General features: G+C 56.6%; 14 protein-coding genes. 10 read left to right on the top strand and 4 right to left on the bottom strand.

Annotation, left to right across the window (positions count from 1 at the left end; translation table 11 throughout):
• The first annotated feature begins 181 nt into the window (after nucleotides 1-181).
• Together HHJ06_RS05140 and HHJ06_RS05135 are read left to right on the top strand one after the other, a co-directional pair.
• On the top strand, nucleotides 182-1,480 hold the full coding sequence (locus HHJ06_RS05140) for a glycosyltransferase (RefSeq protein WP_215428226.1): 1,299 nt from the start codon (nucleotides 182-184) through the stop codon (nucleotides 1,478-1,480).
• A gap of 51 nt (nucleotides 1,481-1,531) precedes the next feature.
• Nucleotides 1,532-2,710, top strand: coding sequence for a glycoside hydrolase family 57 protein (locus HHJ06_RS05135; protein WP_215428224.1), 1,179 nt, complete (start codon nucleotides 1,532-1,534; stop codon nucleotides 2,708-2,710).
• 165 nt (nucleotides 2,711-2,875) lie between these two features.
• Here the strand turns inward: HHJ06_RS05135 and def are convergent, their stop codons facing one another.
• From def to HHJ06_RS05115, 4 genes are read right to left on the bottom strand one after another with little or no spacing between them, the layout of a single operon-like run.
• Complete coding sequence (gene def, locus HHJ06_RS05130; protein ID WP_215428222.1) at nucleotides 2,876-3,424, bottom strand: peptide deformylase; 549 nt, start codon at nucleotides 3,422-3,424, stop codon at nucleotides 2,876-2,878.
• 31 nt (nucleotides 3,425-3,455) lie between these two features.
• On the bottom strand, nucleotides 3,456-3,854 hold the full coding sequence (locus tag HHJ06_RS05125) for an ExbD/TolR family protein (RefSeq protein WP_286010589.1): 399 nt from the start codon (nucleotides 3,852-3,854) through the stop codon (nucleotides 3,456-3,458).
• Between the two features lie 37 nt (nucleotides 3,855-3,891).
• The gene (locus HHJ06_RS05120; RefSeq protein ID WP_215428218.1) at nucleotides 3,892-4,518 is read right to left on the bottom strand and encodes a MotA/TolQ/ExbB proton channel family protein; all 627 of its coding nucleotides are present in this window, start codon (nucleotides 4,516-4,518) and stop codon (nucleotides 3,892-3,894) included.
• Nucleotides 4,519-4,559: 41 nt separating this feature from the next.
• On the bottom strand, nucleotides 4,560-5,777 hold the full coding sequence (locus tag HHJ06_RS05115) for a hypothetical protein (protein WP_215428216.1): 1,218 nt from the start codon (nucleotides 5,775-5,777) through the stop codon (nucleotides 4,560-4,562).
• Nucleotides 5,778-5,969: 192 nt separating this feature from the next.
• Here HHJ06_RS05115 and HHJ06_RS05110 point away from each other — a divergent pair, with 192 nt between their 5' ends.
• From HHJ06_RS05110 to HHJ06_RS05075, 8 genes are all read left to right on the top strand, one after another.
• On the top strand, nucleotides 5,970-6,476 hold the full coding sequence (locus HHJ06_RS05110; protein WP_215428214.1) for a single-stranded DNA-binding protein: 507 nt from the start codon (nucleotides 5,970-5,972) through the stop codon (nucleotides 6,474-6,476).
• A 160-nt stretch (nucleotides 6,477-6,636) separates the two neighbouring features.
• Nucleotides 6,637-7,893: a phosphoribosylamine--glycine ligase gene (gene purD / locus HHJ06_RS05105; RefSeq protein ID WP_215428212.1), complete on the top strand. Its 1,257-nt coding sequence runs from the start codon at nucleotides 6,637-6,639 to the stop codon at nucleotides 7,891-7,893.
• Between the two features lie 25 nt (nucleotides 7,894-7,918).
• Nucleotides 7,919-8,518, top strand: a complete 600-nt coding sequence (locus HHJ06_RS05100) for a DUF1287 domain-containing protein (RefSeq protein ID WP_215428210.1) — start codon at nucleotides 7,919-7,921, stop codon at nucleotides 8,516-8,518.
• Nucleotides 8,519-8,696: 178 nt separating this feature from the next.
• The gene (locus tag HHJ06_RS05095) at nucleotides 8,697-10,319 is read left to right on the top strand and encodes a formate--tetrahydrofolate ligase (RefSeq protein ID WP_251841426.1); all 1,623 of its coding nucleotides are present in this window, start codon (nucleotides 8,697-8,699) and stop codon (nucleotides 10,317-10,319) included.
• A gap of 38 nt (nucleotides 10,320-10,357) precedes the next feature.
• Nucleotides 10,358-11,275, top strand: coding sequence for a 2-dehydropantoate 2-reductase (locus tag HHJ06_RS05090; RefSeq protein ID WP_215428205.1), 918 nt, complete (start codon nucleotides 10,358-10,360; stop codon nucleotides 11,273-11,275).
• 33 nt (nucleotides 11,276-11,308) lie between these two features.
• A complete protein-coding gene (locus HHJ06_RS05085) occupies nucleotides 11,309-13,270 on the top strand; it encodes a DUF2075 domain-containing protein (protein WP_215428203.1) in 1,962 nt (653 codons plus the stop codon).
• Nucleotides 13,271-13,326: 56 nt separating this feature from the next.
• The gene (locus tag HHJ06_RS05080) at nucleotides 13,327-14,205 is read left to right on the top strand and encodes a hypothetical protein (RefSeq protein ID WP_215428201.1); all 879 of its coding nucleotides are present in this window, start codon (nucleotides 13,327-13,329) and stop codon (nucleotides 14,203-14,205) included.
• Between the two features lie 118 nt (nucleotides 14,206-14,323).
• Nucleotides 14,324-15,061, top strand: a complete 738-nt coding sequence (locus tag HHJ06_RS05075) for a metallophosphoesterase family protein (RefSeq protein ID WP_215428199.1) — start codon at nucleotides 14,324-14,326, stop codon at nucleotides 15,059-15,061.
• Nucleotides 15,062-15,159: the final 98 nt, after the last annotated feature.

The raw sequence follows: 15,159 nt of genomic DNA, 5'->3' as shown, positions 1-15,159 counted from the left end.
AGATTAAACCCATTTTATGACGAACGCAAGATTGAACTAAACCAGCGCTTTTCTTTTCATTATTAAGACAAAATTACTAATATTCGTCTAGACCACACATGAAAAATCTGATTTTATTGCCTTGGTGCACAACACGGCATGGCGCCGCATCCTTCCCGACACCGACAACCCACATCAACCAATGAGCACAATCCGAGTTCTTACATTAGGATGGGAATTCCCACCCCTGGTTAACGGGGGGCTGGGCATTGCCTGTCTTGGCCTTTCCAAGGCGCTGGCAAAAAAAGTGAATTTAAGGGTGATCGTTCCCAAGGCCGATCCCTCCGCCCTTTTCGACGGGTTCCAGCTCACTGGCCTCAACAATGTCTCCTACCGGGAAGTGGAGCAGGTGGACCAGAAATATTCCTATGACAGCTTCGCCCTGGTGGAGCACGCCCCCATTGAACTGGACCCCTACACTACGGTGGAAGGGGAGTCCGGCACGGTGCAGTTCACCAAGGAAGGCCGCATCACCTTCTCCAAGACTCATGAAGCGGACCTCCAGCTTTTCAAGAACAAGGAAGACCTCTATGCCGGAGATCTGGCCCTGAAAGTCATCCAGTTCTCCAAAATAGCGGTGAAAGTGGCCATGCAGCAGGATTTTGACGTCGTTCACGCCCATGACTGGATGACCTACCTGGCCGGGGTGGAAGTGAAAAAAGCCACGGGCAAGCCCCTGGTGGTGCATCTGCACGCCTCCCAGTTTGACCGCGCCGGAGCGGATGCCCGCGGCTGGATTTACGACATTGAGAAATTCGGCATGGAACAGGCGGACGCCGTCATTCCGGTCAGCAAGTACACGGGCACCATCGCCAGCGGGCACTATGCCATTGACCCCCACAAGATTTTCCCCATCCACAACGGAGCGGACCCCGTCAAGGTGTTCAAGGGAAAGAAAAAATTCCCGGAAAAGCTCGTGCTCTTCCTGGGGCGCCTCACGGCGCAGAAAGGCCCGGGCTTCTTCCTGCAAATCGCCGCCAAGGTGCTGGAGCAGACGGACGACGTGCGCTTCGTCATGGCCGGCACCGGGGAAAAACTCCGCCAGTTGATTGAATCCGGCGCGTTCAAGGGCGTGGGGGACAAATTCCACTTCACCGGGTTCCTGAACAAGGACAAGGTCAATGACCTGCTTTCCATCACGGACATCTACTGCATGCCGTCCGTCTCGGAACCCTTCGGCCTTTCCGCCCTGGAAGCCGCCCAGTTCAACATCCCCGCCGTCATCTCCAAGCAGTCCGGCGTGGCGGAAGTCATGAAGGGAGCCCTGAAGGCGGACTTCTGGGACGTCAACAAGATGGCGGAACACATCGTGCACCTTTGCACGGATGAGGAACTGTACCGGAAAGTGGTGGAACAGAGCACGGAGGACATCAAGGCCTCTACCTGGGACGCCGCCGCGGACAAGGTCATCCGGGTTTATGAACATGTGCTGAACCGCTGAAAACCATCCTTTCAACCCACCCGATAACTTACAGCCCTCTCCCCCCGTCCAATGAGCAATATCTCCCTCACTTTCGTGGCACACCAGCCCAATCGGCTGATTCATTACGATTTCTTCAAAATTGGAGAACACGCCTTTTATGAAGATGACGATCTGAATGCCCGCGTGCTCAGCACGGTGGCGGAACGCTGTTATTTCCCGGCCACCCGGCTGATGAAGCAGCTCATTGAACTGACGGAGGGCAAATTCCGTTTCGGGCTGGCCCTCAGCGGCGTCATTCTGGAACAGGCCCTGTACCACAGGCCGGACCTCATCGCCGCCTTCAAGGAACTGGCGGAAACCGGCTGCGTGGACTTTCTGGTGATGCCGTACTACAACTCCCTGGCCTCCGTCTATTCCCCCCAGGAATTCGCGGAACAGATTGAAGAACACCGGGAGCTTCTCAAAAAACTTTTCCACCGGGAATCTGACGTGCTGATGAACACCGGAATGCTTTACTCCAACGCCATTGCGGCGCAGGCGGAAACGCTCGGATTCAAGGGAATCATGGCGGACGGCAACCCCGCCATGCTCAAAGGATTCACCAGCAATGAAGTATTTCTGGCTCCGTGGGTGTACAACACCACCACCATCTTCCGCAACCGGGAACTCTCCAATGACCTGGCGATCATGCGGACCGATCCGGAATGGCCGGAATATCCCCTTCCCCCCACCACCTTCGCAGACTGGCTGACGCACCAGCAGGGCAGCGTCACCACCCTGTCCATGGACTATGAAACGCTTGGCGAACGCCAGTCCGACGCTACGGGCGTCTTTGAATTCTGGCGCACCATGATCCTCTCCTGCGTGGATGCGGGCAACCGGTTCATGACCCCGTCTGAAGTAGTGCAGGAAATCAAACCCGTCTCCGTCTGTGAATGCACCCAGGAAATGACCTGCTCCACCTTCGGAACCATGTCCCACTGGAACGGCAACGTCATGCAGGATGAAGCCATCCGCAAAATCTACCGGCTGGAAAAACCGGTAAAGGCCGCCGATGACAAGGACCTTACCCACGTCTGGCGCAAGCTTCAGAGTGCGGACCACTTCCATTACATGCAGAAGGAAAACTCCTTCACCCCGTATGCCTCCGCCTTTGACGCGTACATCTACTACATGAACGCTCTGGCGGACCTGCAAATCCGGGTCAAGCGGGAATCCCGGAAACCCGTTCCGGCGGTAGCTTCCTAACCTCCTGGTCCGTGCCTCCCTGGCCCGTTTGGAGCGCAGCAAAAGCCTTTGCAGCAATAAAAATCCCCGTGCGTTCTCACGGAACGCACGGGGTCAATCAGGAAATCCGTCCTTCTGATATATCCGGTTTCACGGCTGCCGCAAAGCTTGCAGCGCGCCGGAAGGCTAATACTCCACAGCCAGGCGCTTCAGCTTGTTGCGCAGGGTAATCTTCTGGGCGGAGGAAACGCGCTCCACAAACAGGATGCCGTTCAAATGGTCGCATTCGTGCTGCAGGCACCTGGCCAGCAGCCCGTTGCAGTCAATCGTCACTTCCCTGCCGTCTATCAGAAGTACCGTGGCTTTGACAAAATCCGGCCGCACGACGGAAGCGCGGATCTTGAGCACGCTCAGGCAGCCTTCATGGAAGGGGTGCATGGGACCGTAAGGCTCCAGAACGGGATTGGCAAACATCAGGGGCATGATGTCGGACAACTTCTTGTCTTCCCCGTTCACCTTCAGCCACGTCACGGACTCTTCCTCCTGCGGAATGTCAATCACCACCAGTTGCACGGGAATGCTCACCTGCGGTGCCGCCAGGCCGATTCCCTCCGCGGCGTACATGGTTTCCAGCATGTTTTCCGCCAGGGCCTTCAGGCCTTCGTCAAAATGTTCCACGGGACGGCATTTTTCCTTCAATACCGGATTTCCATACTGTGCTATTTCCAATAACATTGGGAGGGGGAAGTGTTATATGTTAAGGCGTTTACTGTGCGCCGGACTTGTTGATTTCTATTCTGGCAGGAACATCCCCCGCGTCAATACCCACAGATGTCAGCGCATCCCAAATGCCTACAATGACGCCAAACTCCGCCTTTTTATCAACATCAAGCTGTAATTTGACCTCCGGATTTTCCTTCTTCAGCGCTTCCAGCGCGGCAGCCAGTTCCTTCATTTCCACCAGGTTACCATTCAGGGAAATGGAGGATTCCCCCGTCACGGCCAGCACGGCCCGCTGTTCCGAGGAAGGAGCCCCTTCCATGAATTCCGCGCCGGGAACGTCTATCTTCAGCAGGGACTGCGGCTTTTTCCACTGGGTATGGACAATGAAAAAGATGAGCAGAATGGTTAAAATATCAATCATGGGGACAATCGGCACCCCCATGCTCCTTGCTTTCTTGCGGTAAAACTGCATGGCCGGATCAGTGTTGGGAATGATGGCAGCGGAAGGAAATCAGCTCCGTGAGCAGAACTTCCATGGAGGCGGAGATGCGCTCCAGCTTGCGGGAATAATAAACGTGGGCGATCACGGCGGGAGTGGCGATGGCAAGGCCGGCAATCGTCGTATTCAGCGCCTGGGCGATCCCCTGGGCAATCATGCCGTGGCTCTCATCCATGCCGAACACGCTGAAAATCTGCACCAGGCCGCTGGCGGTTCCCAGAATGCCGAACATGGGGGCGATCATCACAATCATGTCCAGCAGGGGGAGGCCCGCCTGAAGCATTACAAACTCCTCACGGGCCTTCACCTGGATCATCTCCTTCAGGGAGGCTTCATCCTCCAGCGGGGAATTCAGGGCGTCCAGCACCAGGCGGCCTTCCACGGAATTGGAATCCGCGGCGATCTTCTCCAGCTCACCGCGCTCCAGGGTGCCGCCGGTGTACTGTTCCACAGCCCGGATCAGCCTGGCGGGACAGATGATGCTCCTCTTCATATTGAACATGCGGTAAATGACGGCCGCAATGAGGAGGACGGAACAGGCCGCCAGCGGATACATGAAGACGCCGCCTGCCTGGAAGAATATGATGCAATCCTTGATAAAGTTCATAATGATGTATCAGTGAATGGTGTTTGTAGGATGGTAGGTTGTTAGAAATTGAAGTCGAAGTACATTTCCAGCGACTCCCCAATGAGCGCGCTCTTCACTTCCGGCGGCATCGCGGGAAGCCGCGCGAGCTTGATGGCGAGGAAAGTGAAGGACTTCTGCACCTCGCTGGCCCCCACGCGGGAAGTCTGCCGCATGGAGGAAACCTTGCCGTTCTTGCCGATCAGGATGCGGATGCGCACGGTCCCGGTGACGATCAGGTCCCGGTTCAAGTCACACTGGCGGTACCACTGTTCCCCGATGGCGCGGTAAACCATCGCCTGGTACATGCCCATGGGCGTGGCCTCCACATCCAGCGTGGGACGCCGCCCAAAACTGAATTTGCCCGTCTGCTTGGTCTTCTGCTCATGGGTCTTGAAGCCGGGCTGGCTCTCCGCATTGAACATGGGGTCATACAGGGGCTGCTTCTGCACCGGGCGCGTATTGGGGGGCAGGTTCAGGTCCGGAAGATTCAGGGGAGGATTCTCGGCGCCCTTCGCAATGCTCCTGGCCAATTCCTCAAGAGGGTCCGGCTTTTCCGGCGCGCCGGGCTGGGGCAGCGTCACCGCATGGGGAAGCTGCACGGCCCTTTCCTGCGCAGTGCGGCGGTTCTGCCGGGCCAGCCCTTCCTCGCTTGATTTGCCGGGCGCTCCCGTCTTGTTGGAGGAAAGGTCCATGGAATCCGGATGCCCCGCGGGAGGCATAGACGGCTCCCGGGGCTGGGGCGGAACGCTGGCGGAAGCTCCTGGGGCGGCATCCTTGTTGCCGTCCCGCTCGTGGCTCATGTCGCCATCCTGCCTCTCCTGGTCAAAAAGGACAATCTCCCCGTTCTCACGCTCCACGCCGTCCTGCGCGGGCATGTCCCTGCTGCTGTCCGGATCCTTCCGGCCGCCTTCCGCCCGCGTATTCCTGTTGCTCTGGAATTGGGGCGTTTCCGGCCTGGTGGCGCTCTCCTGCTCCTCACTGGCCTTCACGATGGAAGGCAGGCGTTCCTCCGGCGCCTGTCTCCTGCCCTCCTGCGGGGCCTCCGCCTTCTTTACCATGCGCGCACTCACCACCACCTGCCGCTTCTCCGCTGCCGGGGGGCGCGGGGAGGCCAGCCATTCCTCCGGAACCAGGTAGCTCCCCGCCAGTAAAAACAGGTGCACAAGCACGGACAGCAGCAGGCACATGCCCCAGGAAACCCGGAACAGCCCTTTTCGCCGTCGTTGCTTGAAACTCATGGAGGTAAAGTTTTCACGGTTCCATGACAAATGCAATGTAGAAAGGAGACATGATTGAAGGACGATTCCGCAATTTAGTATTGCACAAGAGCCCGCGCAGGCCCATAGTTGCTAGCGACCAACCACACGCCCCTACAGGCAAGGCGTCCCTCCCATACTATTACCATATACACCTCGTTAACACCCACCCATATGGCCAATCTCAACAAAGTCTTCTTAATGGGCAATCTTACCGCTGATCCCGAGCTGCGCTACACCCCCAAGGGCACCGCCGTCACGGACATTCGCCTTGCCATTAACCGCTACTACGCGGGAGACAACAGCGAACGCCAGGAAGAAACCACCTTCGTGGACGTTACCCTCTGGAACCGCCAGGCGGAAGTGGCCGGCAACTACCTCAGCAAGGGCCGCGGAGTCTTTGTAGAAGGACGCCTGCAGCTGGATTCCTGGGAAGACAAGGCCTCCGGCCAGAAGCGCACCAAGCTGCGGGTAATCGGTGAAAACATCCAGCTCTTCCCCCGCGGCGGTGAAGGCGACATGGGCGGCGCTCCGCGCCAGCAGTCCCAGGGCGCGCCCCGCTCCAGCAACTACGGACAATCCCAGCCCCGCCCGGCCCAGAACTACAACCCTCCCCCCATGCCGTCCAACAACCAGCCCTCCAACGACTTTGGAGACATGGACGACGAAATTCCGTTCTAAATTCCAGGGCATTCCCTTTCTTTTTCCAGGCCGCCTTTCCTCCGTGTCAGGCGGCTTTTTCATGTCCTGGATGTTCGGCGTCCTTCACCAGTTGACGGAGCGCGCTTCCCCGTTCATTTCAGCTTGGCAAAACAGGTCCGTCCCGGCATACTTCCCGCGTATGAAAATAGCCGTCATTGGAAAAGGTGGGCGTGAACACGCACTGGTCAAGGCTCTCAAGGAATCCCCTTCCGCCCCGGAAATGTACTGTTTTCCGGGCAGCGACGCCATCAACCGTCTGGCCGCCCCCATCCCTGCCAGGGATCTGCCTACGCTGATCGACTGGATGGTTTCCAATAAAGTGGACCTCTGCGTAGCCGGGGAGGAAAGCTATCTGGTGAAAGATGAGGGCCTGGCGAACGCCTGTGCCCGTGCAGGCATCCCCTGCTGGGGGCCCGTGAAGGAAAGCGCCCAGCTGGAAGCCAGCAAGGAATTTGCCAAGGAATTCCTGCTCCGCCACCAGATACCCACCGGGCAGGCCCGTGTGGCCGCCACCCTGGAGGAAGCGCAGCAATTCATTGGCGGCGTTTATCCCACCGTGCTGAAATTTGACGGACTGGCCGCCGGCAAGGGCGTGGCCGTCTGCATGACCAGGGAGGAAGCGGACGCATTCCTGAAGGAAGTGTTTACGGACAGGCGCTTCGGTGAAGGGCGCCTGCTGGTGGAAGAATTTTTGACGGGGCCGGAAGTATCCATCTTCGGCGCTTTGGTGGATGACCACTACCTCATTCTCTGCCCGGCGCGCGACTACAAGCGCCTCAAGGAAGGCGACGCGGGCCCCAACACGGGCGGCATGGGCGCCGTGGCCTCTCGCCAGCTCGTGGAGCCGGACATGCTGGAACGCATTGAAAAGGAAATCGTGGCCCCCACGGTAGCCGGACTGAAAAAGAACGGGCTGCCCTACCGCGGCTTCCTGTACTTCGGCCTGATGCTGACCCCTAACGGCCCCAAGGTGATTGAATACAACTGCCGCTTTGGGGACCCGGAATGCCAGGCCGTCATGCCTTTGCTCTCCGGAGACCTGGCCTCTTTCTGCCTTCATGGAGCCAAAGGGGAATTCACCCCGGAAGAAATCTCCTTCCAAAACGGTTGGAGCGTCTGCTGCGTGCTGGCCTCCCGGGGGTACCCGGAAACCTCCCACTCCGGCGACTGCATCCAGGGGTTGAACGATGTCGTGAACGCCTCCGTGTACCATGCGGGCACCAAATGGAACGCGGATAAAAACTGTTTTGAGACCAACGGCGGCCGCGTGCTGGCCGTGGTGGCGCAGGGAGAAACCCTGTCCGAAGCGCGCCAGCGCGCCCATAACGAAACCAAGAAGGTCAAATTTGACGGCATGCAGCGCCGTCCGGATATAGGCTTCGCCAGCTTCGTCTGATTTTTCGCCTCCCCCAACTGCCCCCATGAAAATCCCTGCCCTTCTCACCCTCCTGTTCCTTTCCTGTTCCGCGTGCCTGGTGGCGGACAACGCTGCGCTGGCCGCCAAGGCGCGCGAACAGATAGGAGTAACGGTCTCCTACAACGGAGGCTACCAGTCCATTCCCTACCCTGGCGGGGATGTTCCCGAGGAAACCGGGGTGTGCACGGACGTGGTCATCCGCGCCATGAGGGCCTTTGGCCTGGACCTTCAAAAAGCCGTGCATGAGGACATGAAGGCCCACTTCTCCAAATACCCCAAAAACTGGGGTCTGAAAACCACGGACCGCAGCATTGACCACCGGAGGGTGCCCAACCTCCGCACCTTCTTCAGCCGTCGGGGATGGTCCGTCCCCATCACTAAAACGGCGGCGGACTACAAGCCCGGCGATCTGGTTACCTGGAATCTGGGGGGCTCGGTCCCCCATATCGGCATCGTTTCCGACAAAAAGACGGAGGAAGGCACGCCGCTGATCATTCACAACATCGGCGGCGGCACGCAGGAGGAAGACTGCCTGTTCCTTTACACCATCACCGGGCACTACCGCCCCGTGCTGGACATGGGGAAACAGAGTTCCCAATCCTGATTTCCCCCGTCCTTTCACAGCCTGCCGCCACAAGCTCCCGGAGACTTTCCCCGGAATTGCAAGGAGCGCCGCATGCCCATGAGGCGGATTCGCACATCCGGTGCGGGTCCCCTGTACAAGGTTTGGAATGCCCATGAACCTTCTTGCAAAAAGAGGGGGCTTCCGTCATCATGCATTCATGGTCACACCTGCATTCTCCGATTGTGTCAACAAGCTGGGCGTCGATGAAAACGACGTGATCCCCTTCGGCCGCAACAAGGCCAAGATTTCCCTGGACGTACTCAACAAGCCGGCCTCTCCCGGCAAGCTTATTCTGGTCTCCGCCATCACGCCCACCCCTTCCGGAGAAGGGAAAACCACCGTGTCCATCGGTTTGGCGCAAGGCTTGCAGGCCATCGGTAAAAAAGCCTGCCTGGCGCTCCGCCAGCCCTCCATGGGTCCGGTATTCGGCCGCAAGGGTGGCGCCACCGGCGGCGGCAAAAGCTCCCTGACGCCTCCGGATGAAATCAACATGCACTTTACGGGGGACTTCCATGCCATCACATCCGCCCACAACCTGATCAGCGCCATCCTGGACAACGCCATGTTCTTCCACACGCTGAACATTGACGAACGCAAAGTCACCTGGAAGCGCGTCATGGACATGAACGACCGCTCCCTGCGTTCCGTCATCGTGGGGCTTAACAAGCAGGGCTTCCCGCGTGAAACGGGCTTCGACATCACCCCGGCTTCGGAAATCATGGCGTGCCTTTGCCTCGCCACGTCCTACAAGGACATGGAAGACCGCATCAACCGCATCGTGATCGGCTTCACGTCAGACGACAAGCCCGTATTCGCCCGGGAACTCGGCATCACCGGTTCCGTCATGGCCCTGCTGAAAGACGCCCTGATGCCCAACCTGGTGCAGACCGTGGAAGGCGTACCCTGCTTCCTGCACGGCGGTCCGTTCGCCAACATCGCCCACGGCTGCAACTCCGTGCTGGCTACTAAAATGGCCCTGCACTTTGGCGACTATGCCGTCACGGAAGCCGGCTTCGCCTTTGATCTGGGCGCGGAAAAATTCCTGGACATCAAATGCCGCCAGTCCGGCCTGGACCCGGCCGCCATCGTCATTGTAGCCACGGCGCGCGCGCTGAAAATGCACGGAGGCACCGCCCTGGCGGACCTGAAAAACACGGACGTGGCCGCCCTGAAAAAAGGCCTGGCCAACCTGGATGCCCACCTGGACGCCGCCGCCCACTACAAGCGTCCCGTGGTGGTGGCCGTCAACAAATTCTTTGACGACTCCCGGGAAGAACTGGACGCCATCGTGGAACACTGCGCGGAACGCGGCATCCCCTGCGCCATTGCGGACATCTTCTCCCAGGGAGGGGAAGGAGGCAAAGACCTGGCCCAAATGGTAGTGCAAGCCGCGGAAAAGCCCTCCGCCCCCTTCAAGCCCCTGTATGAATCCGCCCTGCCGGTGGAAGAAAAACTCAACATCATTGCCCGCAGCATTTACGGTGCGGACGGCGTGGAACTGACGCCCGCGGCCAAAAAGAAGCTGGCCCAGTTTGAAGCCAGCCGCCTGACGGACCTGCCCGTCTGCATGGCAAAAACCCAAAACTCCCTTTCCGACAACGGACGCCTGCGCGGGCGCCCCACCGGATTCACCGTTACCGTGCGCGACTTTGAAATCGCCAACGGCGCCGGCTTCCTGGTGGCCCTGTGCGGGGAAATCATGCGCATGCCCGCCCTGCCCGTCTCCCCCAACGCCATGCACATCTATCTGGACAACAAGGGCAACGTCCAGGGGCTCTGAACAGTCTCAACGCAAGACACAACACCTCATCGCACACCATGAAAATCGCCATTCTGGGGGCCGGAGCCCTCGGCTGCTATTACGGCGCCAGGCTCCAGGAATCGGGCCAGGACGTCTCCTTCATCGTACGTTCGGAATACGGCTACCTGAAAGAACACGGCCTGGAAGTGAAAAGCCTGCACGGAGACATCTCCCTGCCCCACGTCAAAGTCTACCGGGACTCCGCGGAAGTCGGGCCCGTGGACCTGGTCGTGGTCGCATGGAAAAGCACGGCAAATGCCGGGTTCGCCAAGGCCCTGCCTCCGCTGATGGGACCGGACACGGTCGTGGTGACCCTGCAAAACGGCATGGGAAATGCGGAGGAAATTGCCCGCATCATCCCGGCGGACCGCATCTATGTGGGCCTGTGCTTCATCTGCGCCATGCGCGCGGAGCCGGGCCACGTCAACCATCTGGAAGGCGGCAACATCCAGTTTGCCCCCTTCGTCCCCTCACCGGAAGGTTCTGAAAAGGCCCGGCAGCTTTCCGACTTGTTCGCCAATGCCGGCATCAAGACCCGCGCCTTTGACGCCGCGGAACAAATCCAGTGGTACAAGCTCGTCTGGAACATCCCATTCAACGGACTGTGCCTGGCACTAGGGGGCATCAGCATTGCGGAACTCTATCAAAACCCGGAAAACGTCGCCCGGGCGCGCCGCATCATGGAAGAAGTAGTACAGGCAGCCAAGGCCCGCGGCTACACCCTGCCGGACGACCTGGTGGAATTCCACCTCTCCCGCACGGAAAGCATGGGCTCCTTCATCCCGTCCAGCGCGGTGGACTACAACGCAGGTCGCCCCATTGAATACACGGCCATCTGGGGTGACCCCCTCGCCAAGGCGCACCAGGCCGGAGCCTCCCTTCCGGAATGGGAGCGCCTGGACCGGGACATCCGCAAGCGCCTGAACATGGACTGATTCTCCTGATTTTGTTCCACTACTCTAGAGAATATGCAACAAGCCTATTATTCTAATGATATACAATCATTTTGCACCCAATCTCTAGAAGAAATTTTAGGTCAACTTGCTGTTAATAACTCGTTTGACCTAGAGCAAAATTTACGTAATTCATGGGTTGACGAGATCAAATTACTACAACACGTTCTTCAAAATATTCCTACTGGTTCACTGGCCTTTGAATATACAATTCCCCGTATTGGAGAACGGATAGACGTGGTCATAGCCTATGCAGGTGTTCTCTACATCCTTGAATTTAAAGTAGGAGAAACATGTTATCCCAGATACGCCAGTGACCAGGTGGTAGACTATGCCTTGGCACTTAAGTATTTTCATCAAGAAAGCCATCACAGGAAAATTGTTCCTCTTGTCGTTTGCACGAAAGCCCCCCCTAAGGAGCATGAACTTAAAGCATACCAAGACGGAGTATATCACCCTCTTTTTTGCAATGCTGATACTTTAGGTCCCACCTTAAGAAAGCTTACTGATAAGTTATTTGATGAGGAGTTCTCTTTTGAACAATGGTTAGCTTCACCATACATGCCAACTCCTACCATTATTGAAGCTGCACAAGCGCTTTACCGTGGGCATGATGTTAAAGAAATTTCACGAAGTGATGCAGGAGCTTACAATCTGAGCCGCACCACACAGACACTGAATAGGATTATTGATCAAAGTAAACAAAACCATGAAAAATCCATCTGCTTTGTCACCGGAGTGCCTGGTGCAGGAAAAACCTTGGTAGGTCTTAATATTGCTAATGAACGGCATCAATATGATGAACAAGAGCATGCTGTTTTTCTTTCTGGTAATGGCCCATTAGTTTCTGTCTTGCGGGAGGCCCTGGCACGGGATGAAGTCAAACGCTCTAAAGGTGAAATTACAAAAACAGAATCTAAAAGAAAAGTCTCTGCTTTTATTCAGAATATTCATCACTTTCGTAATGCAGCCTTACCTCCAGCTACCCAAGCTCCTGTAGAGAAAGTGGCCATCTTTGACGAAGCGCAACGTGCCTGGACAAAAGAACAAACGGCCAAGTTTATGCTGAAACGTCACAGCCTTCCCTGGGATATGTCGGAACCTGAATTTTTGATTAGTGTGATGGACCGGCACCAAGATTGGGCGGTTATTATCTGTTTAATCGGAGGGGGGCAAGAAATCCATACAGGGGAGGCGGGGTTGCCTGCTTGGTTTGACGCATTAAGAGAACGTTTTCCCCATTGGAATGTTTATGTATCCCCTCAAATCTCTGATACGGAATATACGAGAGGAACCTCCCTTAAAACTCTCTTTAAGGGGTTACCTCTTGATGAAAGAACAGACCTGCACCTCTCTGTTTCCATCCGTTCTTTCCGGAATGAACAAGTTTCAGCATTTGTAAAATCCCTTTTAGACAAAGACTTGCCAGTAGCTCAGCACCTCTATTCTGCTCTTTCATCTGACTATCCCATTGTGCTTACTCGTAACCTACAAAAAGCGCGTCAATGGGTACGTAAGCAAGCCAGGGGAACTGAACGTTATGGAATCATTGCCAGTTCTGGGGCCAAACGGTTACGCCAATTTGGAATTTGGGTACAAAGTAACATTCAGGCAGAAAACTGGTTTCTAAATGGTAAGGAGGATGTCCGTTCTTCCTATTTTCTAGAAGATACGGCCACGGAATTTGATATTCAAGGTCTGGAAATTGATTGGGCCGTTGTCGCGTGGGATGCAGATTACCGCATTGAAAATGGACATTTCAAATCTTATAACTTTACAGGGTCTAGCTGGAAAACAGTAGGTCAAAGAGATGCCCAGCTCTATCTTAAAAATACCTATCGCGTCTTATTGACACGAGCCCGACAAGGATTTGTGCTCTTTATACCAGAAGGCTGTGACGCGGATTTGACTCGGCAATGTTCCTTTTATGATGGTATTTATTATTATTTAAAAGAAATAGGAATAAAGGAGCTATAAGAATCCCAGGATGTCTTTTTCTTGGGATGAAAAGCTAAATAACTCTGCGTATTATCATGCTGAAAACCACCATCATTTTCATCATTGCCCTGCTGGGCTTCGGCATGATCCGGCTGCCTTTGCAGAACCATATCCTGGAACAGGAGAAGGCGGCGGGGCTGCTGGATGATCCGGTGAAGCTTTCCTCTTCCGATTATCTGGAGCAGCAGCTTGCGATGGTCTCCCTGGGGGGGCTGCGCTCCCTGGTGGCGGCCGTGCTGAGCATGGAGGCGTTCGACTGTTTCCTGATTTCCGACTGGGCCAATCTGGAGCGCCGCTACAACCAGATTACTTCTCTCGCCCCCCATTCCGATTTTTACTGGGACAACGGTTCATGGCATCTGGGCAACAATGCCTCCTCCAGCTACCTGGACAACAAGCGGCTTTCCCCGATGGAACGCCGGGAGGGCTTCCGGAAGTACATCCAGAAAGGCCGCCGCTTTCTGGAAAAAGGCATCGGCGCCAACCCCGGAAGCTGGTATTTGCAGTCCCTGCTGGGCAACATGTACAGTGATACCTACCGGCAGCCGGATTTTGAAAAGGCGGCGGAAGCCTACCGCAAGGCCCGGGAGCTGGGAGCCCCTCCCCTGACGGCCCGCAAGGAGTTTTATGCGCTTGTCCGCGTTCCCTCCAAATCCCGTGAGGCGCTGGAGCTGGGCCGGGAATTGTTCAAGGACCCGCGGAACCGGACGCCCAGCCTGGTGAACAACATTTTTGTCCTGGAAAACAGGCTGAACGTGCCGGAGAAGGACCGCATTCCCTTCCGGGAATTGTTCCCTACGGATGAAATCGCCCGCGACCTGATGACCAGCCACCTGGCCAATTCCCTCAGGTACCCCGTGGACGGCCTGAGGGAGGCTCTGGAGTCTTTGCCGGAAGAAAAGACCAAAGATTGAAAATCAAAATACTAAACGGAGAAAACTTTAGTCCGGGGTCTTTCCCATTTAGTATTTATTTTACCGGCCGCGCTTGGCAAAGCCCCGGAAAAGTGCTATGGTTTTTCACCGCAATACCATGAGTAGAATAGCCCTGATCAGTGACATCCATGCCAACCTGCCCGCTCTGGAAGCGGTAATGAAGGATATAGAACAGCTGCAATGCGATGCCGTTTACTGCCTGGGTGATATTGTAGGCTACAACGCCAATCCTTCCGAATGCCTTGAATTCATCCGCGAACGCCAGATTCCCACCGTGCGCGGCAACCATGATGAGGAAGCCATTGGGGAGGACAATCCCGCAGGCATGAATCCCGTGGCGTACAACGCCCTGATGTGGACGCGCCAGCAGCTTTCCGACGAACAGAAGAAGTGGCTGCGCCGCGCGCCGTTCCAGCGCATCCTGCCCAATGAAATCGTTCTGGTGCACGCCACGCAGGACAAGCCCAATTCCTGGGCCTACGTCACGAATGTGGATACGGCCACGCACAGCATCAACATGCTGCGCGACAATCAGTTCCTGTGCTTCAACGGCCATACGCACGTCCCCCGCACCTTCATCCGCCATGAAGGGAGCATCCAGGAATATGAATCCGGGGACATCCAGCTTCTCAAAACCAACAAGTACCTCATCAACGTAGGTTCCGTCGGGCAGCCCCGGGACGGGGACCCCCGCGCCGCCTATGGAGTGCTGGATGTGGACAGCATGGTTTACTACCAGCGCCGCGTGGAGTACGACGTGGAGGAGGCGCAGAGGCGCATCCTGGCCGCCGGGCTTCCGGACATGCTGGCACGGCGCCTGGGGGAAGGCATTTAGTGTTCCGCTCCCCTTTTCAGGATCATGCGGGTTCAGCCTCTGAAACCCTGCGGCATAGTCCCTTGTTTCTGCGCCCCATCTGCACCGGCATTGAGAAA

Origin of the sequence: Akkermansia muciniphila (assembly GCF_018709685.1) — a bacterium.
GTDB lineage: Bacteria > Verrucomicrobiota > Verrucomicrobiia > Verrucomicrobiales > Akkermansiaceae > Akkermansia > Akkermansia muciniphila_E.
This window is presented reverse-complemented; position numbering and strand designations above follow the sequence as displayed.

Coding starts and splice junctions, on each gene's coding strand:
- HHJ06_RS05140 (WP_215428226.1), top strand. CDS start 182: ATGAGCACAATCCGAGTTCTTACATTAGGATGGGAATTCCCACCCCTG.
- HHJ06_RS05135 (WP_215428224.1), top strand. CDS start 1,532: ATGAGCAATATCTCCCTCACTTTCGTGGCACACCAGCCCAATCGGCTG.
- def (WP_215428222.1), bottom strand. CDS start 3,424: ATGTTATTGGAAATAGCACAGTATGGAAATCCGGTATTGAAGGAAAAA.
- HHJ06_RS05125 (WP_286010589.1), bottom strand. CDS start 3,854: ATGGGGGTGCCGATTGTCCCCATGATTGATATTTTAACCATTCTGCTC.
- HHJ06_RS05120 (WP_215428218.1), bottom strand. CDS start 4,518: ATGAACTTTATCAAGGATTGCATCATATTCTTCCAGGCAGGCGGCGTC.
- HHJ06_RS05115 (WP_215428216.1), bottom strand. CDS start 5,777: ATGAGTTTCAAGCAACGACGGCGAAAAGGGCTGTTCCGGGTTTCCTGG.
- HHJ06_RS05110 (WP_215428214.1), top strand. CDS start 5,970: ATGGCCAATCTCAACAAAGTCTTCTTAATGGGCAATCTTACCGCTGAT.
- purD (WP_215428212.1), top strand. CDS start 6,637: ATGAAAATAGCCGTCATTGGAAAAGGTGGGCGTGAACACGCACTGGTC.
- HHJ06_RS05100 (WP_215428210.1), top strand. CDS start 7,919: ATGAAAATCCCTGCCCTTCTCACCCTCCTGTTCCTTTCCTGTTCCGCG.
- HHJ06_RS05095 (WP_251841426.1), top strand. CDS start 8,697: ATGGTCACACCTGCATTCTCCGATTGTGTCAACAAGCTGGGCGTCGAT.
- HHJ06_RS05090 (WP_215428205.1), top strand. CDS start 10,358: ATGAAAATCGCCATTCTGGGGGCCGGAGCCCTCGGCTGCTATTACGGC.
- HHJ06_RS05085 (WP_215428203.1), top strand. CDS start 11,309: ATGCAACAAGCCTATTATTCTAATGATATACAATCATTTTGCACCCAA.
- HHJ06_RS05080 (WP_215428201.1), top strand. CDS start 13,327: ATGCTGAAAACCACCATCATTTTCATCATTGCCCTGCTGGGCTTCGGC.
- HHJ06_RS05075 (WP_215428199.1), top strand. CDS start 14,324: ATGAGTAGAATAGCCCTGATCAGTGACATCCATGCCAACCTGCCCGCT.